Source organism: Ralstonia chuxiongensis (assembly GCF_024158925.1).
Classification (GTDB): Bacteria; Pseudomonadota; Gammaproteobacteria; order Burkholderiales; family Burkholderiaceae; genus Ralstonia; species Ralstonia chuxiongensis.
Genome location: NZ_JAMYWC010000005.1, coordinates 294868 through 316889, shown reverse-complemented (window position 1 = coordinate 316889; position 22022 = coordinate 294868). Strand labels below are relative to the sequence as shown.

General features: G+C 61.5%; 31 protein-coding genes. 21 read left to right on the top strand and 10 right to left on the bottom strand.

Features of this window, described 5'->3' with window-relative positions; translation table 11 throughout:
- Positions 1 to 113 precede the first annotated feature (113 nt).
- From NKG59_RS18625 to hpaI, 9 genes are all read left to right on the top strand, one after another.
- Entirely contained in the window at positions 114 to 1544 is a 1431-nt protein-coding gene (locus tag NKG59_RS18625; RefSeq protein ID WP_301288189.1) for a branched-chain amino acid transporter BcaP, read from the top strand.
- Positions 1545 to 2072: 528 nt separating this feature from the next.
- The gene (locus NKG59_RS18620) at positions 2073 to 2363 is read left to right on the top strand and encodes a DUF1488 family protein (protein ID WP_024975517.1); all 291 of its coding nucleotides are present in this window, start codon (positions 2073 to 2075) and stop codon (positions 2361 to 2363) included.
- Positions 2364 to 2549: 186 nt separating this feature from the next.
- Positions 2550 to 3299, top strand: a complete 750-nt coding sequence (locus tag NKG59_RS18615; protein WP_253539854.1) for a fumarylacetoacetate hydrolase family protein — start codon at positions 2550 to 2552, stop codon at positions 3297 to 3299.
- Entirely contained in the window at positions 3296 to 4066 is a 771-nt protein-coding gene (locus NKG59_RS18610) for a fumarylacetoacetate hydrolase family protein (protein ID WP_253539850.1), read from the top strand. The genes NKG59_RS18615 and NKG59_RS18610 overlap by 4 nt, the downstream gene beginning before the upstream one ends.
- The gene (gene hpaE / locus NKG59_RS18605; protein WP_253539840.1) at positions 4063 to 5544 is read left to right on the top strand and encodes a 5-carboxymethyl-2-hydroxymuconate semialdehyde dehydrogenase; all 1482 of its coding nucleotides are present in this window, start codon (positions 4063 to 4065) and stop codon (positions 5542 to 5544) included. The genes NKG59_RS18610 and hpaE overlap by 4 nt, the downstream gene beginning before the upstream one ends.
- A gap of 42 nt (positions 5545 to 5586) precedes the next feature.
- Positions 5587 to 6456: a 3,4-dihydroxyphenylacetate 2,3-dioxygenase gene (gene hpaD, locus NKG59_RS18600; protein ID WP_253539838.1), complete on the top strand. Its 870-nt coding sequence runs from the start codon at positions 5587 to 5589 to the stop codon at positions 6454 to 6456.
- 10 nt (positions 6457 to 6466) lie between these two features.
- Entirely contained in the window at positions 6467 to 6856 is a 390-nt protein-coding gene (locus tag NKG59_RS18595) for a 5-carboxymethyl-2-hydroxymuconate Delta-isomerase (RefSeq protein ID WP_253539837.1), read from the top strand.
- A 3-nt stretch (positions 6857 to 6859) separates the two neighbouring features.
- Positions 6860 to 7663 carry a 2-oxo-hept-4-ene-1,7-dioate hydratase gene (hpaH, locus tag NKG59_RS18590; protein WP_253539836.1) on the top strand — a complete coding sequence of 268 codons (804 nt, stop codon included), beginning with the start codon at positions 6860 to 6862 and terminating at the stop codon, positions 7661 to 7663.
- A gap of 45 nt (positions 7664 to 7708) precedes the next feature.
- The gene (gene hpaI, locus NKG59_RS18585) at positions 7709 to 8515 is read left to right on the top strand and encodes a 4-hydroxy-2-oxoheptanedioate aldolase (RefSeq protein ID WP_253539835.1); all 807 of its coding nucleotides are present in this window, start codon (positions 7709 to 7711) and stop codon (positions 8513 to 8515) included.
- Between the two features lie 6 nt (positions 8516 to 8521).
- Here the strand turns inward: hpaI and hpaR are convergent, their stop codons facing one another.
- The 6 genes from hpaR to NKG59_RS18555 all read right to left on the bottom strand — a co-directional run bounded on the left by hpaR (position 8522) and on the right by NKG59_RS18555 (position 11042).
- Complete coding sequence (hpaR, locus tag NKG59_RS18580) at positions 8522 to 8986, bottom strand: homoprotocatechuate degradation operon regulator HpaR (RefSeq protein WP_045203164.1); 465 nt, start codon at positions 8984 to 8986, stop codon at positions 8522 to 8524.
- 12 nt (positions 8987 to 8998) lie between these two features.
- A complete protein-coding gene (xth, locus tag NKG59_RS18575; RefSeq protein ID WP_253539834.1) occupies positions 8999 to 9808 on the bottom strand; it encodes an exodeoxyribonuclease III in 810 nt (269 codons plus the stop codon).
- 137 nt (positions 9809 to 9945) lie between these two features.
- Positions 9946 to 10155 (bottom strand): helix-turn-helix transcriptional regulator, encoded by a 210-nt coding sequence (locus NKG59_RS18570; protein WP_045203162.1) that lies wholly within the window; start codon positions 10153 to 10155, stop codon positions 9946 to 9948.
- Positions 10156 to 10389: 234 nt separating this feature from the next.
- Positions 10390 to 10671, bottom strand: coding sequence for a hypothetical protein (locus tag NKG59_RS18565; RefSeq protein ID WP_253539833.1), 282 nt, complete (start codon positions 10669 to 10671; stop codon positions 10390 to 10392).
- 22 nt (positions 10672 to 10693) lie between these two features.
- Positions 10694 to 10903 (bottom strand): hypothetical protein, encoded by a 210-nt coding sequence (locus NKG59_RS18560; protein WP_045203160.1) that lies wholly within the window; start codon positions 10901 to 10903, stop codon positions 10694 to 10696.
- Position 10904: 1 nt separating this feature from the next.
- Positions 10905 to 11042, bottom strand: coding sequence for a hypothetical protein (locus NKG59_RS18555; RefSeq protein WP_253539832.1), 138 nt, complete (start codon positions 11040 to 11042; stop codon positions 10905 to 10907).
- A 567-nt stretch (positions 11043 to 11609) separates the two neighbouring features.
- Here NKG59_RS18555 and NKG59_RS26535 point away from each other — a divergent pair.
- From NKG59_RS26535 to NKG59_RS18545, 3 genes are read left to right on the top strand one after another with little or no spacing between them, the layout of a single operon-like run.
- Positions 11610 to 11891: a type II toxin-antitoxin system HicA family toxin gene (locus tag NKG59_RS26535; protein WP_420804036.1), complete on the top strand. Its 282-nt coding sequence runs from the start codon at positions 11610 to 11612 to the stop codon at positions 11889 to 11891.
- Positions 11888 to 12364 carry a type II toxin-antitoxin system HicB family antitoxin gene (locus NKG59_RS18550; protein ID WP_253539831.1) on the top strand — a complete coding sequence of 159 codons (477 nt, stop codon included), beginning with the start codon at positions 11888 to 11890 and terminating at the stop codon, positions 12362 to 12364. Before NKG59_RS26535 ends, NKG59_RS18550 begins: the two co-directional genes overlap by 4 nt.
- The gene (locus tag NKG59_RS18545) at positions 12354 to 12812 is read left to right on the top strand and encodes a hypothetical protein (RefSeq protein WP_253539829.1); all 459 of its coding nucleotides are present in this window, start codon (positions 12354 to 12356) and stop codon (positions 12810 to 12812) included. The genes NKG59_RS18550 and NKG59_RS18545 overlap by 11 nt, the downstream gene beginning before the upstream one ends.
- A gap of 188 nt (positions 12813 to 13000) precedes the next feature.
- Here the strand turns inward: NKG59_RS18545 and NKG59_RS18540 are convergent, their stop codons facing one another.
- Positions 13001 to 13822, bottom strand: coding sequence for a hypothetical protein (locus tag NKG59_RS18540; RefSeq protein WP_253539827.1), 822 nt, complete (start codon positions 13820 to 13822; stop codon positions 13001 to 13003).
- A gap of 126 nt (positions 13823 to 13948) precedes the next feature.
- Positions 13949 to 14425 (bottom strand): hypothetical protein, encoded by a 477-nt coding sequence (locus tag NKG59_RS18535; protein WP_253539825.1) that lies wholly within the window; start codon positions 14423 to 14425, stop codon positions 13949 to 13951.
- Between the two features lie 73 nt (positions 14426 to 14498).
- Between NKG59_RS18535 and NKG59_RS18530 the strand changes: the two genes are divergently transcribed.
- Positions 14499 to 14927: a transcriptional regulator gene (locus NKG59_RS18530; RefSeq protein WP_315862606.1), complete on the top strand. Its 429-nt coding sequence runs from the start codon at positions 14499 to 14501 to the stop codon at positions 14925 to 14927.
- A 21-nt stretch (positions 14928 to 14948) separates the two neighbouring features.
- Positions 14949 to 15473 (top strand): phage regulatory CII family protein, encoded by a 525-nt coding sequence (locus NKG59_RS18525; RefSeq protein WP_253539823.1) that lies wholly within the window; start codon positions 14949 to 14951, stop codon positions 15471 to 15473.
- Positions 15474 to 15741: 268 nt separating this feature from the next.
- On the opposite strand, the gene NKG59_RS18520 is transcribed toward NKG59_RS18525, so the two are convergent.
- Positions 15742 to 15921, bottom strand: a complete 180-nt coding sequence (locus tag NKG59_RS18520) for a hypothetical protein (protein WP_253539821.1) — start codon at positions 15919 to 15921, stop codon at positions 15742 to 15744.
- 132 nt (positions 15922 to 16053) lie between these two features.
- Here NKG59_RS18520 and NKG59_RS18515 point away from each other — a divergent pair, with 132 nt between their 5' ends.
- From NKG59_RS18515 to NKG59_RS18495, 5 genes are read left to right on the top strand one after another with little or no spacing between them, the layout of a single operon-like run.
- On the top strand, positions 16054 to 16452 hold the full coding sequence (locus NKG59_RS18515) for a hypothetical protein (RefSeq protein WP_253539818.1): 399 nt from the start codon (positions 16054 to 16056) through the stop codon (positions 16450 to 16452).
- A 10-nt stretch (positions 16453 to 16462) separates the two neighbouring features.
- Entirely contained in the window at positions 16463 to 16651 is a 189-nt protein-coding gene (locus NKG59_RS18510; protein ID WP_253539816.1) for a hypothetical protein, read from the top strand.
- 7 nt (positions 16652 to 16658) lie between these two features.
- A complete protein-coding gene (locus NKG59_RS18505; protein ID WP_253539814.1) occupies positions 16659 to 17660 on the top strand; it encodes a hypothetical protein in 1002 nt (333 codons plus the stop codon).
- The gene (locus NKG59_RS18500; protein WP_253539812.1) at positions 17657 to 17956 is read left to right on the top strand and encodes a hypothetical protein; all 300 of its coding nucleotides are present in this window, start codon (positions 17657 to 17659) and stop codon (positions 17954 to 17956) included. The genes NKG59_RS18505 and NKG59_RS18500 overlap by 4 nt, the downstream gene beginning before the upstream one ends.
- 10 nt (positions 17957 to 17966) lie before the next feature.
- Positions 17967 to 18356: a hypothetical protein gene (locus tag NKG59_RS18495; protein WP_253539811.1), complete on the top strand. Its 390-nt coding sequence runs from the start codon at positions 17967 to 17969 to the stop codon at positions 18354 to 18356.
- Positions 18357 to 18468: 112 nt separating this feature from the next.
- Here NKG59_RS18495 and NKG59_RS18490 read toward each other — a convergent pair whose 3' ends face one another.
- Complete coding sequence (locus tag NKG59_RS18490) at positions 18469 to 19242, bottom strand: hypothetical protein (RefSeq protein ID WP_253539809.1); 774 nt, start codon at positions 19240 to 19242, stop codon at positions 18469 to 18471.
- 181 nt (positions 19243 to 19423) lie between these two features.
- On the opposite strand from NKG59_RS18490, the gene NKG59_RS18485 reads away from it, so the two are divergent.
- On the top strand, positions 19424 to 20068 hold the full coding sequence (locus NKG59_RS18485; RefSeq protein WP_253539807.1) for a hypothetical protein: 645 nt from the start codon (positions 19424 to 19426) through the stop codon (positions 20066 to 20068).
- Positions 20065 to 22014, top strand: coding sequence for a phage terminase large subunit family protein (locus tag NKG59_RS18480; RefSeq protein ID WP_253539805.1), 1950 nt, complete (start codon positions 20065 to 20067; stop codon positions 22012 to 22014). Before NKG59_RS18485 ends, NKG59_RS18480 begins: the two co-directional genes overlap by 4 nt.
- Positions 22015 to 22022: the final 8 nt, after the last annotated feature.

The following is a 22022-nucleotide window of genomic DNA, read 5'->3' as shown; positions in this document are numbered from 1 at the left end:
TGTCGCCAGCGAGTAGAATGCCCGCTTTTTTGCATAATCCGCCGCCGCGCACCACACGTGCGCGACAGTGCATGCCGTCACATTCGGCAGCACGCAGACAGGAGACGCAGTCAATGAGTTTGTTTCGTACCAAAAACGTGGATCACATGATCCGCACGGGTCACAGCAATACCGGCCTGAAGAAAGTCCTCGGGCCCTTGGACCTGACGTTCCTGGGCGTCGGCGCCATCATCGGTACCGGCATCTTCGTTTTGACCGGCACCGGCGCGCTGACAGCTGGGCCGGCGCTAACGTTGTCCTTCGTATTCGCCGCGCTCGCCTGCGGGTTTGCCGCGCTGTGCTACGCCGAATTCGCCTCGACCATCCCCGTGTCGGGCTCCATCTATACGTATGCCTACGCCACGATGGGCGAGCTGGTCGCCTGGATCATCGGCTGGGATCTGATGCTCGAATATGGCTTGGCCACATCTGCTGTTTCGGTGGGTTGGTCCGGCTATTTCCAATCACTGCTGTCTGGCTTCGGTCTCCATCTCCCTGTGGCGCTCACCGCTGCGCCGGGTGCAATTCCGGGCGTGCAGACGCTGTTCAACCTGCCGGCGCTGGTGATCATGCTGCTCATCACGACGCTGCTGTCGTTCGGCATTCGCGAATCGGCGCGCGCCAACAACATCATGGTCGCGATCAAGGTGACGGTGGTGCTGCTGTTCATCGTCGTGGGCGTGCGCCATGTGCAGCCCGCCAACTGGCAGCCGTTTATGCCGTTCGGCATGGAAGGCGTGTTCGGCGCGGCGGCCATCGTGTTCTTCGCCTTTATCGGTTTCGATGCGGTGACGTCCGCGGCCGAAGAGGTGCGCAATCCCAAGCGCGACTTGCCGATCGGCATCATCGGTTCGCTGGCGGTCTGCACGATTCTCTATGTGCTGGTGGCCGCCATCATGACGGGCATCGTGCCGTTCGCGAAGTTTGCGGGCGTGGATCACCCCGTGTCGCTAGCGTTGCAGATGGCTGGTGAAAGCTGGGTGGCGGGCTTTGTCGATCTGGGTGCCATCATCGGCATGACGACCGTGATTCTGGTGATGGCGTACGGCCAGACCCGCATCATCTTCGCCATGTCGCGCGATGGGCTGCTGCCCAAGCGCTTGTCGCACATTCATCCGCGTTATGCGACGCCGTTCCTGAACACCTGGGTGGTCGGCATCGTTTTCGCGGTGATTGCTGCGTTCGTCCCGCTGAATGTGCTGGCGGAGCTGATCAACATCGGTACGCTGGCGGCATTCTCGCTGATTGCCGTTGCCGTGCTGGTGCTGCGCCGTACGCGACCGGACCTGCATCGCGGCTTCCGTTGCCCTGGCGTGCCGGTGGTGCCGCTGCTGGCCATCGGCATGTGCCTGTTCCTGATGAGCCATCTGCAGGCCGTGACCTGGATCGCCTTTGTGGTGTGGGTCGCGATCGGTTTGCTGGTGTACTTCGGATATGCACGTCGTCGTTCGCTGCTGCACACGTCGGAACATGGCGCTGCGCCAGTTTCCGAAACGGTCCACTGATCAAGAACGCGCGTCCATTCCCTGACGACATGGCTGCCACGCGGCCAAACACTGCCGTTCAGGTCGCCGGCTGGGTGTTTTTTCCCCAGTCGGTGCGCAACTATTACAACGCCGATGTATTGCGTTCAACCGCCGCTCTTTTTGGGCGATGGTTCCAGCGCATCCGGCGTTGACATCAACGTGTCGCAAACCATGTGGTTGCATGAGCAGGCACCGTTTGGCTGCACGTCCGGCACGCGCCTTGCATGTGGCTTTCGCTTTGCTCAAACGAGCAAGTGCGCGACCCTGACAAAAAAGCATAGCTCCGACGATGGGCGCGCGAAGCCTGATGCCGCCTAGGATGGAGGCCTCAAGCCACCCTTCAATGGCTGCGATGCTGCATATGACGCTCGCACGTGCATCGCAAGCTGTGGTTAAAATGATCTGTGCAGCCAGACCAATGTCTGACGAAACCTTGCCGGCCCCCCCGCAAAGTTTCCACGCAACAGCGTGTGCGTTGTTGTCCATTGCAATCGGAGGGCTTTGACGATGGAAATCAAGTTCGAAAAGAAAGAGGCGTACGACATCAACAACGAAGGCCTGCTGTTCGACGCACTGGTCGACGGTGAAAAGGTGACTTGCGTGGCAACGCGCGAGGCGCTTTGGGAAGGGCTGGAAGGTGATCAGGTGTTGTCGCTTCAGGCAGCCTTCGAGGCTGGCCAAGAGCGGATCCAGGATGCCGCCCGCGTGCTTATTGCAGACTGCGTGCAGCGATCTCATGGATTAGATGACTTGCCGCAACCGATCGTGGTCAAGCGCGCGCATATTGCGGTGATCTGAGTCTGATCGATTGCCTGCGTAGACATCGGCGTGCCCGATGCTCTGCATGGCGGACACATCGTCCGCCGCCTGAAAAGCCGGTCCGCGTGGCCGGCTTTTTCATTGCGCCGCAGTTTCCCGACTTGACATGGCTGCAATCCGATCAGATGATTAACATGTTAATTATATGGGGAGGCAGGAGACGCCATGCTGCGAGGCAGACTCGTATCGCCGGAAGGTCAAGTCGTGGAGAAGGTGTTCGCATCCGCCGCAGAGCCCGGGGGTTCCTTGCGTTGGCTGCCGCCGGTCGAAGGTACCGTCGTTGGCGCGTTGCTGAACTACCGAAGCGAACTGGATGCGCTTGGCGATGTGCTATCTGCGCCGCCTTACCAAGCGCCTCCTAAGGCGCCCATCCTGTATCTCAAGCCGGCAAACACGCGCGTTGGCCATGGCCGCGATGTGGTGCTGCCGGCAGACGTCGATGGCGTTTGGGCCGGTGCCTGCCTCGGCGTGGTGATCAGTCGCACTGCCACGCGAGTGCGCGCGCTGCACGCCGCGGATTTCATCGCCGGCTACACGATCGTCAACGACCTGACCGTGCCGCATGCGAGCTACTACCGCCCAGCGATCCGTCACAAGTGTCGCGATGGCTTTTGTCCGATGGGACCATGGACAGTGGACCGCGATGATGTGCCTGACGCTGATGCACTTGATATCACCGTGCGCATCAACGGTGAGATCAAACAGCGTGCAAACACCTCGACGCTGGTGCGGCCTGTCGCACAACTGCTCGCCGACGTGACGGCATTCATGACGCTGGAAGAAGGCGATGTGCTGCTCGTTGGCATGCCGGAGAATCCGCCGCTGGCGCGGGCCGGTGATCGCATCGATATCGACATCGCCCACGTGGGCACACTGACGACGACGTTGATCCGCCAATCGGACGTTTCGCGATGAAACACGCGCGTATTGCCTATGACGGCGCGATCCATCACGCCACGGCCATGCCCGGCGACGACACCCGCCTGAGACTGGCTGACGGCCGCGTCTTGCACGAAGCCGAGGTCGTCTGGTTACCGCCGGTCGAGCCGCGCACGGTCTTCGCGCTGGGCCTGAACTACGCCGACCATGCCAAGGAATTGGCCTTCAAAGCGCCCGAGGAGCCGCTCGCGTTCCTGAAAGGGCCGAATACGCTGATTGGCCATCGCGCCCACACCGTGCGCCCGGTTGGCGTTGCGTTCATGCACTACGAATGCGAACTGGTCGTGGTCATCGGCAAGACCGCGCGCGATGTGCCGCGCGAGCACGCTTATGACTATGTGGCTGGATATACGGTGGCCAACGATTACGCCATCCGCGACTACCTCGAGAACTACTACCGGCCGAATCTGCGCGTGAAAAGCCGCGACACCTGTACGCCCATCGGGCCGTGGCTGGTTGACCGAGATGACGTGCCCGACCCGATGAACCTCGCGTTGCGCACCACCGTCAACGGCCGAGTCACGCAAGAGGGCAATACGCGCGACATGATCTTCGACGTTCCGGCGCTGATAGCGTGGTTCTCCAGCTTCATGACGCTCAGCCCCGGCGACATGATCCTGACAGGCACGCCCGAGGGCTTGGCCGACACGCAACCCGGCGACGAGGTCATTACCGAAATTGAAGGCATCGGCAGGCTGGTGAGCACCATCGTTGCCGAAGAACCGAACAAGGAGCCCGCATGAGCGCCGTCAACATGGACCCTGTCAAGCATTGGATCGATGGCCGGCAGGTCGACAGCGTCGAGCGTTTCATCACGACCAACCCGGCGACGGGCGAGGCCATCGTTGAGGTGGCGTCGGGCGGTGAAGCCGAGATCAACGCGGCGGTAGCGGCAGCCAAGGCAGCATTCCCGGCCTGGGCCAACACGCCAGCCAAGCAGCGCGCCAAGCTGATGCGCCGTTTGGGCGAGCTGATCGAGCAGAATGTGCCGCACCTGGCCGCGCTGGAAACGATGGACACCGGCCTGCCGATCGCGCAGACGAGCAAGCAGCTCATTCCGCGTGCTTCCGAGAACTTCCATTTCTTCGCCGAGGTGTGCACGCAGGTCAACGGCCGCACGTATCCCGTCGATGATCAGATGCTGAATTACACGCTGTATCAGCCGGTGGGCGTGTGCGCGTTGATCTCACCGTGGAACGTGCCGTTCATGACGGCCACCTGGAAGGTTGCGCCGTGCTTGGCGCTGGGCAATACGGCCGTGCTGAAGATGTCGGAACTGTCGCCGCTGACAGCGGATCAACTCGGCCGTCTGGCGCTGGAAGCCGGCATTCCGCCGGGCGTGCTGAACGTGGTGCAAGGCTATGGCGCCACGGCCGGCGATGCGCTGGTGCGCCATCCGGATGTGCGGGTGGTGTCGTTCACCGGCGGCACGACCACCGGCAAGCGGATCATGGAACGTGCCGGCCTGAAGAAATTCTCGATGGAGCTGGGCGGCAAATCGCCCGTGCTCGTCTTCGATGATGCGGACCTGGATCGCGCGCTGGATGCATCGCTGTTCACCATCTTCTCGATCAACGGCGAGCGCTGCACGGCGGGTTCGCGCATCTTCGTGCAAGAGAGCGTCTACGACGATTTCGTACGCAAATTTGCCGAGCGTGCCAAACGGCTTGTGGTGGGCGATCCGGCGGACGAGAAGACCAATGTCGGCTCGATGATCACGCGCGCTCATTGGGAGAAGGTCACGGGCTACATCCGCTTGGGCGAACAGGAAGGCGCGAAGATTCTGGCCGGCGGTGCGGAGAAGCCCGCGGGCCTGCCCGACCACCTCAAGAACGGCAACTTCGTCGCGCCCACGGTGCTGGCCAACGTCGACAACCGCATGCGAGTTGCGCAGGAAGAAATCTTTGGCCCTGTGGCCTGCCTGATCCCATTCAAGGATGAAGCTGATGGCCTGAAACTCGCCAATGACGTGGAATATGGCCTGGCTTCGTATATCTGGACCCAGGATGTGGGCAAGGTGCACCGTGTGGCGCGCGGTATCGAGGCCGGCATGGTATTCGTCAATAGCCAGAATGTGCGCGACTTGCGCCAGCCGTTTGGGGGTGTGAAAGCATCCGGCACCGGGCGCGAGGGCGGCGAGTACAGTCTGGAAGTGTTTGCCGAGATCAAGAACGTCTGTATCTCGATGGGTAGCCACCACATTCCGCGCTGGGGCGTTTGACGCACCGCCGGAGACACCACAACAAAGGCGGAAGGAGACACCATGGGCAAGCTGGCCTTGGCCGCGAAAATCACCCACGTGCCGTCGATGTACCTGTCGGAGCTCCCGGGCAAGCATCATGGCTGCCGCGAGGCGGCCATTGAGGGGCACCGCATCATCGGGCAGCGCTGCCGTGACCTGGGGGTGGACACCATCGTCGTGTCCGACGTGCACTGGCTGGTCAACGCCGGCTACCACGTCAATTGCAATGCGCGCTTCGACGGCGTCTACACGAGCAACGAGTTGCCGCATTTCATCAAGGACATGCGGTATGCGTATCCGGGCAACCCGGCGCTTGGCCGATTGATTGCGGAGACGGCAACGGCGCGCGGTGTGTTCACGCGTGCGCACGAAATCGACAGTCTCGAGCTTGAGTACGGCACGCTGGTGCCGATGCGGTACATGAACAGCGACCAGCACTTCAAGGTCGTGTCGATCGCGGGCTGGTGCGCCTGGCACAAACTGGATGAAAGCCGCCGCTTCGGGGCCGCGCTTCTCGAAGCCATCGAGGCTAGCGACAGCACCGTCGCATTTCTCGCCAGCGGATCGCTCTCGCACCGCTTCAACGACAACGGCAGCCCTGAAGAATCCATCCACCAGATCAGCCGCGAATTCTTCAAGCAGGTCGATCTGCGCGTGGTCGAGCTATGGAAGCAGGGCGATTGGAAGACCTTCTGCGCGATGCTGCCCGAATACGCATCGCTGTGCGAGGGCGAGGGCGGCATGCACGACACGGCCATGCTGCTCGGCCTTTTAGGCTGGGATGCCTATGACAAGGGCGTCGAGGTCGTCACCGAGTATTTCCCCAGTTCTGGCACGGGGCAGATCAACGCGATCTTCCCGCTGCCCGCGCGCGGTCAAACTGGAGTATGAGGAGGTCGCCATGCCGCATGTGATCGTCGAATACACCGACAACCTGGGCGACGACGCCCGCATCCCGGAATTGCTGCAGACGGTAAACGAGACGCTGATTGCGCAGAACGGCGTATTTCCCACTGGCGGTATTCGCTCGCGCGCCATCAAGCTGACCGACTACCGCGTGGCGGACGGCAAGGAGGACGATGCTTTCGTCCACGTCACGCTCAAGATTGCAGCGGGCCGCACGCCCGCCGTCAAGAAGGCCGCGTGCGATGCGCTGTTCGAGGCCATGAAGGCACATTTTGCGCAAGCCTTTGCGCGCCGCTATCTAGCGCTGTCGATGGAATTGACCGAATTCGACGAGGGCGGCAGCTATAAGCACAACAACATTCACGCGCGTTTTCGCAAGGCTTGACCCATGCTCGACACCACGACCATCCAGACGATCGCGCGCCGCTTGCACCAAGCCGAGATCGACCGTAAGCAGATTCGCCAGGTTTCGCTTGAGTACCCCGACATCACCATCGATGACGCCTACGCCATCCAGCGCGAATGGGTCGCGATGAAGCAGGCAGAGGGGCGGCGGCTGAAGGGCCACAAGATCGGATTGACGTCACGCGCGATGCAGCAGTCTTCACAGATCGACGAGCCGGACTATGGCGCGCTGCTCGACGACATGTTCTTCGCCGAGGGAGGCGAGATCCCCACCAGCCGCTTTATCGTGCCGCGTGTGGAAGTGGAGCTCGCCTTCGTGCTCGGCAAGCGGCTGGAGGGGCCTGAGGTGACGCTGTTCGATGTGTACGACGCGGTGGACCACGTAATACCGGCGCTGGAGATCATCGACGCGCGCTCGCAAACGATCGATCCAGACAGCGGGCGCCCGCGCAAAGTGTTCGACACGATTGCCGACAACGCGGCCAATGCCGGCGTTGTGATGGGCGGTCGGCCCATCCGCATGCGCGATGTGGACCTACGCTGGGTCAGTGCCATCTTTTCACGCAACGCCGTCATCGAAGAGACGGGCGTGGCAGCCGGCGTGCTGAACCACCCGGCCAACGGTGTCGTCTGGCTGGCCAACAAGCTAGCGCCGCACGGCGTCGCACTGGAGCCAGGGCAGGTCATCCTGGGCGGCTCGTTCACGCGGCCGGTGCCCGCGCGGCCCGGTGATACATTCCATTGCGACTACGGTCCGCTTGGCAGCATTGCCTGCCATTTTGTCTGACCGTCTAACCGTCTAACCGTCTAACGCTCAAAGGATGTCCTCGCGATGCAGCTCCCGGTGAACAACTTCAAGCGTGCGCTGGCCGAGCGCCGGCCGCAGATCGGCCTGTGGCTCGCAATGACGCATCCGTACCCAGCGGAGATCGTCGCTGGTGCCGGTTTTGACTGGCTGCTGATCGACAACGAGCATGCACCGAATCAACTGCAATCGACACTTGCGCAATTGCAGGCGGTTGCGCCGTATGCGTCGCATCCCATCGTGCGGCCTGCCTGGAACGATCCGGTCGAGATCAAGCGCCTGCTGGATATTGGCGCGCAGACCCTGCTCGTGCCAATGGTTCAGAACGCCGACGAGGCGCGTGCCGCCGTTGAAGCGATGCGCTATCCCCCGAACGGCATTCGCGGCGTTGGCAGCGCGCTGGCCCGCGCATCGCGCTGGAACCGCGTAGACGATTACCTCCACCAGGCCGATGCGCAGATGTGCACGCTGATTCAGGTCGAAACCGCAGAGAGCCTGGAGCATCTCGATGCGATCCTTGCCGTGCAAGGCGTCGACGGCGTCTTCATTGGCCCTGGCGATCTCGCGGCATCCATGGGGCACCTCGGCGCGCCGGCGCACCCGGAAGTCCGCAAGGTGATCGACGGCGCGATCCAGCGCATCGTTGCGTCCGGAAAGGCGGCGGGCATTCTGTCGGCGGATCAGGCGCAGGCGAAGCACTACCTGTCGCTCGGTGCGACCTTCGTTGCGGTGGGGACGGATGTCACGCTGCTGGCGCGCAGCGCCGAACGGCTGGCGCAGGCATTCAAGGGGGAGGACGCTGCCAAGCCGCAGGCAGCCGGCAGCGTGTACTGACGGGCGTTACTCGTCGCCTGTGAAACGCCCAATCGGCGTGTGTGTTTCCATGACGTGGATCGACTCGTCGATTGTGGTGTAGAGCGCGTCGAGGCGTGCGCGGCCCAACTGCGCTTCGATGCGTGCGTATTCCGCATCCACTTGCGGCTCCACGTCGGCCAGGAACTGGCGGCTCTTGGGGGTGAGCGAAATCACCTGCCGGCGCTGGTCCACCGACGACTTTGTCCGCACGATCATCTCGGACTGCTCCATCGCGGCCAGCATGCGCGTCAGGCTCGGGCTCAGGATCAGGCACGCATCGGCGAGCTGGTTGGGCTCCATGTCGCCGTTATCGTTGAGCGTACGCAGCACGCGCCATTGCTGCTCGGTAATGCCGTGCTCGCGCAGGATCGGCCGAAAGCGCGCCATGAATGTCTCACGGGCGCGCAGCAGGAGATGCGGGAGATTGCGGTGCTTGAAGGCAGAGGCCATGCGGGGCGCTCCTTATGCGCGACGCAAGGCGGCGACCACGGGCGTGTGGTCTGATGGCTGGTCCCACGTGCGCGGCACGCGGTCGATATGGCACGACTCGCACAGCTTGGCGAGTTCAGGCGACAGCATGATGTGGTCGATCCGCAGGCCGGCATTGCGCTTGAAACCAAACATGCGGTAATCCCACCACGAAAACAGCTTGTCTTCCTGCTCGAACATGCGGAAGGCATCGACCAGCCCGGCGCCTTGCATCGCACGAAACGCCGCGCGTTCTTCCGGCGACACGAGGTTCTGGCCTTCCCACTTCTTTGGGTCGTGCACATCGCGGTCTTCGGGGGCGATGTTGAAGTCGCCCAGCAGCATCAATCGCGGGTTTGCCGCCATCTCGCTCGTCAGCCATGCCTGCAGTGCTTCCAGCCAGCGCAGCTTGTAGACGAATTTGTCAGAATCGAGCGCCTGCCCGTTCGGAATGTACGCAGAAATCACGCGAACCGGGCCACCGTCCACCTCGTACGTGGCGGCCACGATGCGCTGTTGCTCGTCGGCAAAACCAGGGATGTTCTTCACCACATCGCGGCCTTCAGGCACCGACGCCTTGCGCGCGAGGATGGCGACACCGTTGTATGTCTTCTGACCCGTGAACAACGACGCATAGCCGGCGGCGTCCAACTCGGCCAGCGGATAGCGATCATCGGGCAGCTTGAGTTCCTGCAGGCAGAGCAGGTCGATGGGCGTGGTGTCGGCTTCGCGCTCAGCCAGCCACTGCAGCACGTGCGGTAGGCGGACCTTCAAAGAGTTGACGTTCCAGGTAGCGACTCGCATCGATTCAGGATCTTCTTTTAACTTCAATGGCTTAGGGTGGGTGCTAGGCGGAAATTCCGCTCTAGCTACCCATCTGGCTACCCATTTTGCGGGCACTGGGAGAGTGGCATCCGTGTTGCACGAATGCCACTATGGTATCAGCGGGCGACCCGCGCCCGGTCGATCATTGCCCTAACACTATCAGCCGTAATGCCGCTCGAGCGGGAGCCAATTTTTACGAGCTCCAGCACACCTGAATTGGCAAGGCGGTAGATGGTGGAGCGAGACACGCCCAACTTTGCCTGCGCCACGTTGATGCGGTAGATGAGGGCACCGGTGTCTGGCGTGGCATTTTCGATAATTTTCATACTGGGCTCCAATTGATATTTGCCGCTGTGTCGGCTTGTGAACTTCTGTTGTGATGCGCTTTGCTAGCTGGGTGCCTTCGTACCATCGGCGGATGGACATGCATCCCAGCCCAAACATCGAACGACTCGCCAATCGATGGTCTGATAGAGCCAAGGCGTGGCTTCTGGTCGTGATCGGCCTCGGCATCTACAGCACGTTTGCCGAGCCCTGGGAGGAGACGTGGGCCCGGTGGCTCACAACGCCCCCCGCTTCGGCCGAACAGCGCCGTTGATCTTCTGTATACCCATCCGACGTCCACCACGGCGCGCGGCCTCAATGACTTCCTGACACGAGCGGTGCGTCTTGACTGCGCCATCGAGATCTCGCGCGCAGGGGATGCTGATGCTCTCCCATACGACGACGCCTTTGACGCGCAGGCTGTAGCTGCAATGCAGCGAGCCGGGCAGGGGGCGGCGTTGCACTTCGTGCTTGCCGATGCGGATGGTGGCGGGGGTACGGTTCACTATGCGTTGCATGGTTGGTCTCCGTTGCGGCTGGTCAGTCGTCGAAGTCGCCTGCAGCCAGTTTCTTGAGGTCGACCCACACGCGGCGGGTCGTGCGAATGCGCGGATGGGTGCGGGCGTGCGCGGATGCCTCGATGGCGGTGCGGACGGGGCCGGCGGCTAGGGCCTGCGCGTCGGTGCAGATGAGGCGCAGCTTGTTGCGCTCGGCGAGCACGGCCGCGTCTGCGATAGGGCGCGGAGGCATGTCAGCCCCCGAGCACCATTGCGGCTTCGGGCGCGATGGCGCCGGCGAGGCCGAACGCGAAGAGCACTACGGCGAGGCCGAAGGCGGGGTGGTGGCTGAAGTAGCCGGATGCGAGGCGGTGGAGGGCGGAACGGCGCATCGTGTCCTCCTCATGCCTGGCGCTGGGTGATGCGCGTGGGCTCTGTCTCGGACGTTTCGTCGAGATGGAGGGCGTATGCGTGGAGGGCTAGGACTAAGCCTAGGGCGCCAATGTAGGCCAGGACTACTACAGTCCGTGCGACAGGTTTCACCTCGTTCTCCAGAGTGTTGATGATCGAACGATAGTAAAAACTATCTGTTATAACAATAGTAAATATGTCAACAAGTGTGGTGTTTCACTCCTCAGAAATCTCATCGGAACAGGCGTGGGTATTGCGCGCCGGCGCTCCGCGGCGTTGGTGACTCAGCGCAATATCGGGAGATAGGAAAATTTTTGTCGCGAACAACCGTGAAGAAAAAAGCGGTTCGCCGGTGGGCCACTAACCGGCAACGCTTACTGGCCGTTCACTAACCGGCGGGGGTGGGCCTCCATGTGGGCCCACAGCACCTCCTCCCCTGCTAGAGGGGCGCTTGCAATAAGGCGGGGCGGGTGTGAGCATACGTCACATCACATCTGAGAAATCTTGATCGAACCCGAGGTGTGCAACTGGAAGTTAGTTGCACTACAATGCAATCCCGCATCATGTCAAAGTACGAGAAGCGACTAGAACGTCTCACAAAGAAGCCGCCTGCCACGGATTTGCGATGGGAGGAGTTCGTTGCTGCTCTGGAAAGTCTCGGTTTCGTCCTTCACGAAAAAGGCGGAGGCTCCTCGCATAAGTACTTTGTATGGAGTGACGGTGAAGTTGAACGTCGGATTGATACTTCGCGGCCTCATCCCAGTGGGATCATGAAGGTTTATCAGGTGCGAGAAGTGGTAGCAAAGTTAGAAGACTGGGGATTGATATGAACAACATGCTCGAATACCGCAACTACTATGGGTCCGTCGCCTATAGCAGTGAGGACCGGTGCCTGATGGGTAAGCTCGAGTTCATCGACGACCTCATCCTTTTCGACGGCACAACGGTTGAAGAAATAGAGTTGGCGTTCCACGATGCCGTGGATTCATATCTTGAATTCTGCGCTGAACGCGGAAAAGAACCATCCGCTACGTTCAAAGGTACGTTCAACGTTCGTGTCGGCTCCGAGCTTCATAGAAAAGCAGCTGTGGCTGCACGAAAGAACGGTCAGACCTTGAATGATTTCGTAAAGTGCGCCATAGAGCATATGCTTTATGAGGATCCGCGGGCTCATGAAAAGCCGGTGCACCACTACCATTTGGTTACGCGCCAGACTTTCCGGGAAGAGACTCAGGTGGAATTTTTTGATCCCTCACACTTCCCGTCGGACTACGATCAAGCACGGACCGAATATGTCAACTGAGACGCTGTCGCGCGAAGATTGCGCACCGGTTCTGTTCAAACTGCGCTTTACCTCTTTGTCTGCCCGGCGGTTTTCTGTACCAGAAGACGCCCAGAAGCCCGGTAATGGAAGGATTAAGGCGACCTCTGACTTCACCTTGGAGCATTTAGCAGACGGCGTGCTCGACGTGAATGCAACTTTTGAGGCTAAAGGGACGCGAGACGATATTGTGGAGTTTGAAGTCTCTGCTGCGGTGACCGCATCCTTCAAGGTACCGGAGGCAATGAGCCACGACGACTGTGAAGGGGATGAAGCCGTTCGTTATGTGATCGCTCAACTCGGTCCAGTTATTGTCGTGAAGCTGCGCAGCCTTATGACCGACATGGGAATTAACGGCACGGCGTTGAGCTTTCCCGACCCGACTAAAAGACTTGTACGGGGCGTTGTTTCCAGCGGCTCTTCCGAGTAGCGTTGTTTTCGGCAATCTATGCCAACGTTTGGTTGCAGACTCATTTCACCATAGGTAAAGCTCTGCTAGCGGTACGCCATCGGCAGCATCGCCCACGAGTGCACCAACCATTCCCTCGGGGAGTCCTGTACCGCCGACTTCGACGGCGAAGCAGAAGTGAGCGGCTGTTCAGTTTAAGACGGCGGGTTCTACGTGCCGACAGACTCAATACGATCTTCCCCCACGAACGGTGTGAACGCTTGCTCTGCGGCGGTCAGTAGCCGATCTCCCTCGAGGATCATTTCCTCCGTAAAAGCTGCCGAGTTTGCGGCGAAGTAGGCGTCTTCCTGGCCGACCGGCGGCATCCACGCAGACACTTGCGCGCGAGCTGTCCGGAAGAGCTGAATCGCGTTCAGTGTTTCGAGTTTGGCTTGGGGCGTCGCTCGTCCAGGCTGCCTGACAAGTTCCCAAAGACAGTTCGCTACCGTTTCGATGTGCAGCTGTGTGATGCTTAATAGGATGGCCGTGGTTTCCGGCGACGCGCGCAACTGCTTGCTGAATGCGAGACGTAGCATTTGCTCGCAGCGGTGATAGCGCGAAGTGGCATCGTTCCATTTTTCCTGCAAAGTGGCTGGCATAGCTGGGTCTAAGGCTTCTTGTTGGTGTTTCGTTGAATGCTGAGCACTATTGCAAGCATGGCCGGACTGTGGCTCGGCACCTTGCTCTCTTGCTCGCAGCTTGATCGCAAGACGCAGATGCATGGCAGCGTCGGCAGCGTCGGTCAGCTTGTGCCTGTAGAAGCCCCCGACGACGAAGGCTGGCTTGTGCGTTGGCGACTTCGGTTTCAGGATGAGCGCAACGCCGTCGTATGCGTCGCTTCGGACGTGGTCGAGCAGCAGTGAAACTGCGCGATCGAGGTCGCGCCGATACGCCACAGCGAGACGTGCGTCCGGTGTTTTGCTCTGGCTCGATGGAGTTTGACCAGGCGGTGTGCGCGTGCCTGGCTGAGGAAACTGAATGAGGATGCCCATTGTTGATTCGACTGACGGCCCGCGCGGGCAGTCATGTTGTTGGTGGGCGGCCAACAATAGAATGAGAATTCTCCTATTCGCATCCGTCTCAACAGGAAACAAAAAATCCCGCCGAAGCGGGATTCTTCAACTGGCGCGCTTGCGCTGCGCCTTCGCCTTGGGAAGCGGGGGGTAGCCGTAGTCGGATGGCTCGGCAACCTCTGCCGGTGCTTCCTCGAAGCGTCGTGACTTGGTCCCTGCGGGGTCCAACGCAACTACATCCGTGTCAACGAGCAGACTCGCCGCTTCAGTCAGCAATTTCACTGCGCGGGCCTCGCGGGCGCGACTCGCTGCCAACTGTTGCCGCAGTTCTGCAATGACTCGGTCACGCTCCGCGAGCTGCGTGTCAGGGTCGGCCTCGCCGGCGTCGAACGTGCCGGCCGGTAGCCCGATGAGCTTCTCCATCTTCTCCACTGCTCGATCGCCGAACGGTGCGGCGCCATTGAGCAGTTGCGAAACATAGGTCGGGTTGACGCCTTCGTGCAATCGAGCGAAGGCAGCGGGACCGCCCGCGTCATTCACCATTTGGCGAAGCTTCTCAACTCTTCGCGCGCGCAAATCCATGGAGGTGTCCCTTTCCTAGCGATTGCAAAATTATGTGATTCTATTGTTTGGTGCGATAGAAAAAGCTATCGTCATGGCCATGACACTAACCGAGTATGTCCGTGCTCGACGTGGCCGTCTGACGGCACTCGCGCGCGCCATCGACATGTCGCCGATCTACTTGTCGCAAGTCGTGAACAAGGGTCTGCGGATCAACCCAGCGCGATGCGTCGCAATTGAAGTCGCGACGCAGGGCGCGGTCCGACGTCCGGATCTCCGGCCCGACGACTGGCATTTGATCTGGCCCGAGCTTATCTCCGCCCGCGCGTCATCCACACGGCTACACCAACGGCCAATGCGGCCCAAGCCTCGAATGATACCGGCTGCGGCATCTGCGGCCCGTCTTCGACGCACTCGTCGCAGGGGCTGCTTCCGCTCGCTGGATCGCGCCTTTCCAACGATGAGGCGAGTGTACGCGCCCGCCAGAACCGCCGGTAGTGCGATGCGCTCGGCGGCCCTATGACCCCACTTTAGGAGACACCTCTTGAGCCACCACTATTCCGAAATCAATCAACACGACGCGCTCTATTGGGTAGCGCGCGGTTATCCGGGCGGCGTTGAAGGATTGGCCGCGCGGATGGACAAATCCGCCGCGGTGCTGCGCAACAAGCTGCTGCCGCATGTGCAGACGAACTATGTGTCGTTTGAAGAGGTGTCGGTGATTGTCGAGCACGCGGAAGGCGCTGGTGTGCCGAACGCGAAGCTGCCGATTCAGGCGCTGTGCTGGCGGCACGGGATGGTGGCGATTCCGCTGCCCGAGGTGGCCCGCGAGGATCTGCCGAATACGGATCTGTATGAGGCGCTTTGCAATGTGCTGGCCGAGGTAGGGGATGTGAGCCGCGCGATGTCTGCTGCGCTGGCGGACAACCATCTCTCTGAAGGTGAGATGCGGAAGCTGGAGCGGGAGTTTGAAGAGGCGACGGCTTCTGTGATGGTGCTGCGTGAGCTGCTGCGTGTGCGTGCGCAGCGTGATGCTGAGCGGTTGCAGCGGCTGCGTACCAAGGCGTGACGCGTCTGTCGGTTGTTTGTTGTGCATGAGTCAGCCGATGCCGGTGCGTTGGCTGTTTTTTGAGCGCGTGAGCGCATAGGAGATGTGATGCAAGGCTGTAAAGAAAATTGCGGTGGGCAAGCGAAGTTGTCGCGTGAGCATGCTGGGAAAATCGCTGATGTTCTGTGCGCCCAAGTCAAGGAATACAACGACTTCAATCTCACGATGCCCGCGCGCCTGACTGAGACCCGTGAGGCTCTGACGCGCGAGCTAAGGCTACTGGCCGAGGTTACGCGGTCGTTTTGACGAGGTACGCGGCGTAGGTCTCGATGAAGTGCTCGCAGAACAGCGCTGCGGCTGCGCCAGTCACACCCGCAACGGGCTGTGGAGTTTGAAGTAGGTATGGCTGATGTTCGATCAGCTTCAAGAGCAATTGACCTGCAGTGTGGCGTGCTTCTTTGAGTTCCATGTTTTCTCGTAGAAAGGGTTGAGGTGATTCTCATCGGGTTCGGAAGCCCGACGAAGCAGTGTTGCCGCCAGCAACCGGGGCGGCAACCTGTTGCGCCACGTTGTATCGATTTTTGACAGGGCTAGATCGCGCATGACACAAACGCAGAGCAACACGCCACGCTTTTCACACGGCATGACGTGCTGCAAGGCGGAACGTGTTGCTGTGGGCTTGTCGTGTGACCGGCCGGACCAGATGTGTTGTGCGTGGCATCGCATTGCGGGGGCGTTCAAGCCTCGCGGGTTGCCGGTGCTGTCGAAGTTTGCGGAGCATCTGTTGGATGCTTGCGCGTGGCCGCTGGCTGATGTGTTTTGGCCGTTCAATGCGGCTGGTGAGTCTTCTGCGCTGGCGTTGGCCTGCGCGTCGCGTTTTCGCGCGATTTCAACTGAGGCGGAGCGCCTCGCTTTTCGATCCACCGTTGTTGCGTCGACGTCGCCGGAGTTTGTGGCGGTGTTTGATGTGCTGTGTAAGGCCGCACCGCTGCGGCTGTAAGGGCGATTCCATGGACATTCCTATCGAGGCCGTTGGCGCTGTTTGGGCCAAGGGCAGGGCGGCTGCATTGTCGGGCCGTCCGTTGGATGAGGCGAACGAATATCCGGCTGGCAGCGCGCATCACGCGACGTGGCTGGCGGGGTATATGGGCTTGGCGCGCACGCATGGAGGCGAGGGTGTCGGCGTATCGCATCAATGATCTTGAGTTGAGCGCGCTGGCCGGGGCGGGTGCGGAAATCGCGCATCTGTATCTGGTGGCGCTGCGCCCGCGTATGGACTTCAGGACGGGCGTGGTGGGGCGCGTGGTGCGGATCTCGTATCAGGCGCTGCGTGAGTGGACGGAGCGCACTGCGCGACGCGGCGTGCGCTACCTGGCGCATGACAAGTCGAAGCTGCAGCGGATGTTGGCGCAGTTGGAGAAGCTGGGGCTGTTGCGCCGGCTCGGCGGCCAGTACGAGCTTGTTTTTGCGTGCCCGTTGGCGGATACGGATTCGTGCGTCCAAAAGAAAGCCGGTCGAGGTTCGATACACCCGCAGGATGGCTATGAGTTCAATGCTGACGCGGGTTTTAAGGATGTGCCGGAGTCTGTGGATAACGCGAAAGCCGCCACACATCCGTATTCCGGTAACACCTATAAAACCAACCCCCCTAACCCCCCACGCCGGGGGCGTGAGAAGAAGGAGATTGAGTCCCCCACGCCTGCGGCGCGGGAGGATCGAAACGGCCCCCAACACCGTCGCCCGCGGCGGCACCGGCTCTCAGAGGAACGTGGTCAGAACACGAGTGTGGTTGGGGATGGGCTTGCAGAGAGTGAGGATGGGCAGGGCGTGGCGTGGCAAGCAGACCTTGCCTGGCCGGTTGACCTGAGAGGGCCTGAGCGGGCGCGTGTTGCACGCATTGTGGCTCGGGCACCTGCGGACATGAGGCAGGTGGTGATCGACGAATGGCGGGGGCGTATGGCGGCGGGTGGTGTGGATGACCCGTTTGCGATGTTGGCGTACCACGCGAAGCGGGCGAGCGATCCGGATTGGGTGCCGTCGTATGCGGTTGCGGTGCGGGAGTCGCGCGAGCGAGCGAGGGCGCTGCGGAGCCAGCAGGATGAGGCGTTGGCGCGATTGCAGGCGCAGGCGGAGCAGGCGGTGGCTGGGCTGCCGTGGCATGCGGGCCGGTTGCGGCACGCGGCAGGCGTTGCGCGAGGTGCGGCATGACGGCTGAGGACGCGTTCGACGCGGCGCGGCTGGCGGCGTGTGGCAAGGGTGAGTGGCCGTCGCGGGCGGTGTTCTGGTCGGCGGTGCGGTTTGGGATGACGGCCGTTGAGGCGGCGCGCTGGGCTGATGCTGATGAGCGATGGTCGTCGCTGTGGCGGGTGGCGGTGGCTGAGCATCTGCCGCCGATTCCGGAGGCGCCGTTGGTGGGGGCGCCGGCGTCTGTGGTGCAGGCCAAGACGCACCTTGCGCGTATGCATGAAATCGTCGGATCGAGGAGGCAGGATGTATTGCGCTAAGCCGCGTGAGGTGACGAGGCAATCTGCGTTGGTGACGAGCGAGGATCAGGCGCTCGATGATCTGCTGCTGGAGTGGTTCCGCTGGGAGGCGCAGTACTCGGGCGAGAAGTGGTATTCGAACCGGGATGCGACGTGCGGTGGGTCTGCGAGCTCGCGGCAGTGGATGTCGACGGATGACATTCACGAGGCGAGCGTGGATGCGTGGCAGATGCAGCAGGTGGCGGCGGCGATGGAGGCGATATCGGGCGACCATGCGCTGGCGATTCGGGTGGAGTGCAGGAACAGGCTGGGGCCGGGCGTGTGGCGGAACCCGCGTGCGGGGTTGCGGCAGCCGTTGGCGTACGCGGCGGCGAAGGTGGCGATTAGGCCTTGGATTGTTAAATTCGGTGTCGAGTATTGATGGGGGCTGGGGCGTCGCTTACAGTTCGGTTCGTGGGGCGACGCACGCCTGTACGAAATGGAAAAGCCCGAGTGGAAATGCTCGGGCTTTTTTCATTCTGTGAGTATCTAGCTTACGTACCGTGCTTCTTCTGTACATCCTTGCGAGCGGCTTTGGCATCGATTTGACGGCATTGCAGGATAAGGTCGTTCATGGGGCAGCCAACCGGGCGTTCATCGATGCTGTAGACGTCTCGTTCGAAGAAAGGAAGTGCTCCCGTTGGTGTCCCCATCACTCGGTTGAGTTCTAGCGAAAGCAAGATCACTGCTTGGACCGCAGGAGCCGCCGCACTAATGATCTGCGACATTTGCTCGTTGCCCTCATCGATCACGGCTTGAAGCTGCTTCTCATCGGAAGGGTCTGTAAATCCCGGAAGCGACTTAGGGTGGACAAGCTTGTTTCGGGCCGGCACCAGAGACCGCAATCCATTGATTGCGGGGCCGTCCGGGTCCAGCGATTTGCCACAAATGAGCCTCGGCACCACTAACCATTTGCCGATGACATCGAGTCTGTCCAGGACTTTGGTCGCGTACTTATCGCCAAGTTGGATTGCTGCGAGGTCGTAGATTCCGGCTTCGCATGCCATCGCCGAAAAAACCGTTGCCTTGATTGCAGCAGCGATAACTCGTTTCTCTTGGCGATGGTGATCCGCAGGGTCTTCGTCGAAGCCAGGGACTGGGATCGGGTTCTGTTCTTCATTCTTGAGATCAAGGAAGGCAGCTTCGGCAATTTGGAAGTAGAGCCGCGCCAGATTATTGACGCGCGACCATGTCGTTTCGACTTTGAATTCGACCGTGTGGGTCACGTTCCATTTCCATCGCGCGATGTCGTCGTTGAGGTCGTCCATGGAAGTCCTTCTTGTTGATCGCAACATTCTGCCACCCCGCCGTTCCCGGGGTCCGGGACTAAACGCCCGGGGGCCCCTGGGCTCAAGGGGTACTGCGGGGGCGGGCACCCGCGATTCTTCGTTAGCGGCCAGTTTTCCAGCTTAGTGAAATTCACCTCCGACGAGGTGAAATGGTGAAATCATGAGTGAAACCATCCTTCTGACGCGCTCTGCGTTCGCGGCGCGCCAGAACTGGTCGCCCAGCTACGTCACCAAGCTCGGCAAAGAAGGGAAGCTGGTCACCACGCCCGACGGCAAGCTGGTCGACGTCGATGCCACGCTCGCGAAGATCAAGCGCGGCGCCGACCCCGCAAAAGAAGCCGTCCGCGCCCGCCACGAGGCCACGCGCATCGACCGCGACGTCTACAGCCCAAGAGACACAACGCCCGATGCCGACCCATCGCTAGGCCACGACTTCCAAGCTGCCCGCGCCGAACGCGAGTACTACCAGGCACAGCTAGCCCGCACCGAATACCAATGGGTCTCCGGCCTGCTGGTCAGCCGCATTGCCGTAGAAGACGCCGCCGAAAAGATGGGCGCCAACCTGCGCGATCGCGTCATGGGCCTGCCGCGCCAGATCGCGCCCGAGCTTGCCTCGATGACTGACCCATGGGCCGTCGAGCGCCATCTCGAAACCGCACTGCGCAAAGTGCTCGACGACATGATCGACCACGGCGCCGCAGTGCTTTCCGAATCCATCAACGATCCCGACCGCGGCAAGTTGGCCGACCTGTCACGCGCGGGGAAAGAGAGGTACGGCTCCATAGAGCCCATCGACACATCGTGAGCCATCCCGACGGAGCCGCACTGTTCGCCCGCGCCTTCCTGGCCGGCCTCAAGCCCGACCCCGAGTTGTGGGTAGACCAGTGGTCCGAAGAATTCATGGTGATCCCCGACGAGTCGGGCGCTGCCGAAACCGGGCCATACCGCTCCGCGCGCACGCCATACGCCGTCGAGCCCATGCAGTGCCTGTCGCCCGCGCACCCGTGTTTGCGCGTGGTGGCGATGGTCGCGTCGCAGTTGTTCAAGACGCAAATCGCGTTGAACTGGATCTCCGCGACCATCCACCGCGCGCCGGCAAACTTCCTCGCGCTGCAACCGACGCTCACCCTCACACGCCGCTTCTCCGCCCGCGTGGCCAGGACGCTCGAAGCCGTTCCGGTCTTGCGCGAGCGCGTCGCATACTCCCGCTCGCGCGACGCCGCCAACACCGCCGAGCGCAAAGACTTCCGCAAAGGCACGCTGTTCATCAACACCGCCGGCTCTGCCGCCAACCTTGCAGAAGTCTCCGCGCGCTACGTGTACGGCGACGAAATCGACCGCTGGGTGCGCGACCTCAACAACGAAGGCGACCCCATCGGTATCGCCGAGAAGCGCGCCAGCACCTTCGGCCGCAACGCCAAGTTCTACTACTCGAGTTCGCCCACCATCGACGGTGCCTCGCGCATTGCCGAGCTCTACGCCCAGAGCGACCAGCGCCACTACTACGTGTCCTGCCCGCACTGCGGCCACGAGCACATTCTTGAATTCGAGCAGCTGCGCGCAAGCGACGATCTGAGCGACGTCTACTGCGAGTGCCCCGCGTGCTTCTACAAAATCCGCGAGCACGAGAAGCCCGCGCTCTTCAAAACCGGCCGCTGGATCGCACACGGGCAGGGCGACGGCGAAACAGTCGGCTTTCACCTGTCGACGATGTACGCGCCACTGGGCTGGGTGTCTTGGCGAGCGCTCTGCAAAGAGCACCGCGAAGCCAAGCTGGCGATGGAAAAGGGCGATCCGGGCCTGATGCAGGTGTTCTACAACACGCGCCTCGCGCGGCTGTGGGACAACGCCCAGCAGCGCACCAACGCCGATGAACTGCGCGAGCGCGCCGAGGACTACCGCCTGCGCACCGTGCCACCTGGTGCATTGCTGCTCACGGCAGCCGTCGACACACAGGACGACCGCCTCGAACTGCTCATCATGGGCTGGGGCGAGGGCATGGAGCGCTGGACGATCGACCATCAAATCTTCATGGGCGACCCGGCCGACCCGGCGCTGTGGGCCACGCTGGACGAAGCCCTGCAGGCAACGTTCCTGCACGCATCCGGCAAGGAAATGAACATCCGCGCCGTGGCTATCGACTCAGGCGGCAGCCACACGCAGGACGTCTATCACTTCACGCGCCTGCGGCAATGGCGGCATGTGCTGGCCGTCAAGGGCGCCAGCAAGCCGAACAAGCCGGTGATTGCGCAGCGGCCCTCGCGCGTTGACGTGACGTGGCAAGGCACCACCGAAGTCGATGGCGCCGAGCTCTGGATCGTCGGCACCGACACGGCCAAGGACTGGATCTACAACCGCTTCAAGCTCACCAGCGGCCCGGGCGCGTTGCACTTCTCGAATGACCTGCCGCTGGAGTTCTACAAGCAGCTCACGGCAGAGAAACAGATCGTGCGCTACGTGAAAGGCTTCCCGCGCACCGAGTGGGTCAAGGCACGCGGCGACCGTAACGAGATCCTCGACCTGAACGTCTACAACCTCGCGGCCGCGCATTACCTGGGCCTGCACAAGTATCAGGAACCCGACTGGCGCCGGCTGCGCCTGCATTTCGATCAGGGCAGCCTCTTCGCTGCCGCGCCTGTGAGCGACGGCGCACCACAAGAGCTGGCCGCGCCGATGGCCGTCGATGCATCACCGCGCCCGGCGCACACACGCCGCCGCGTGGCCGCGTCGCGCTACCTCAAACGACGATAGAGAACCGC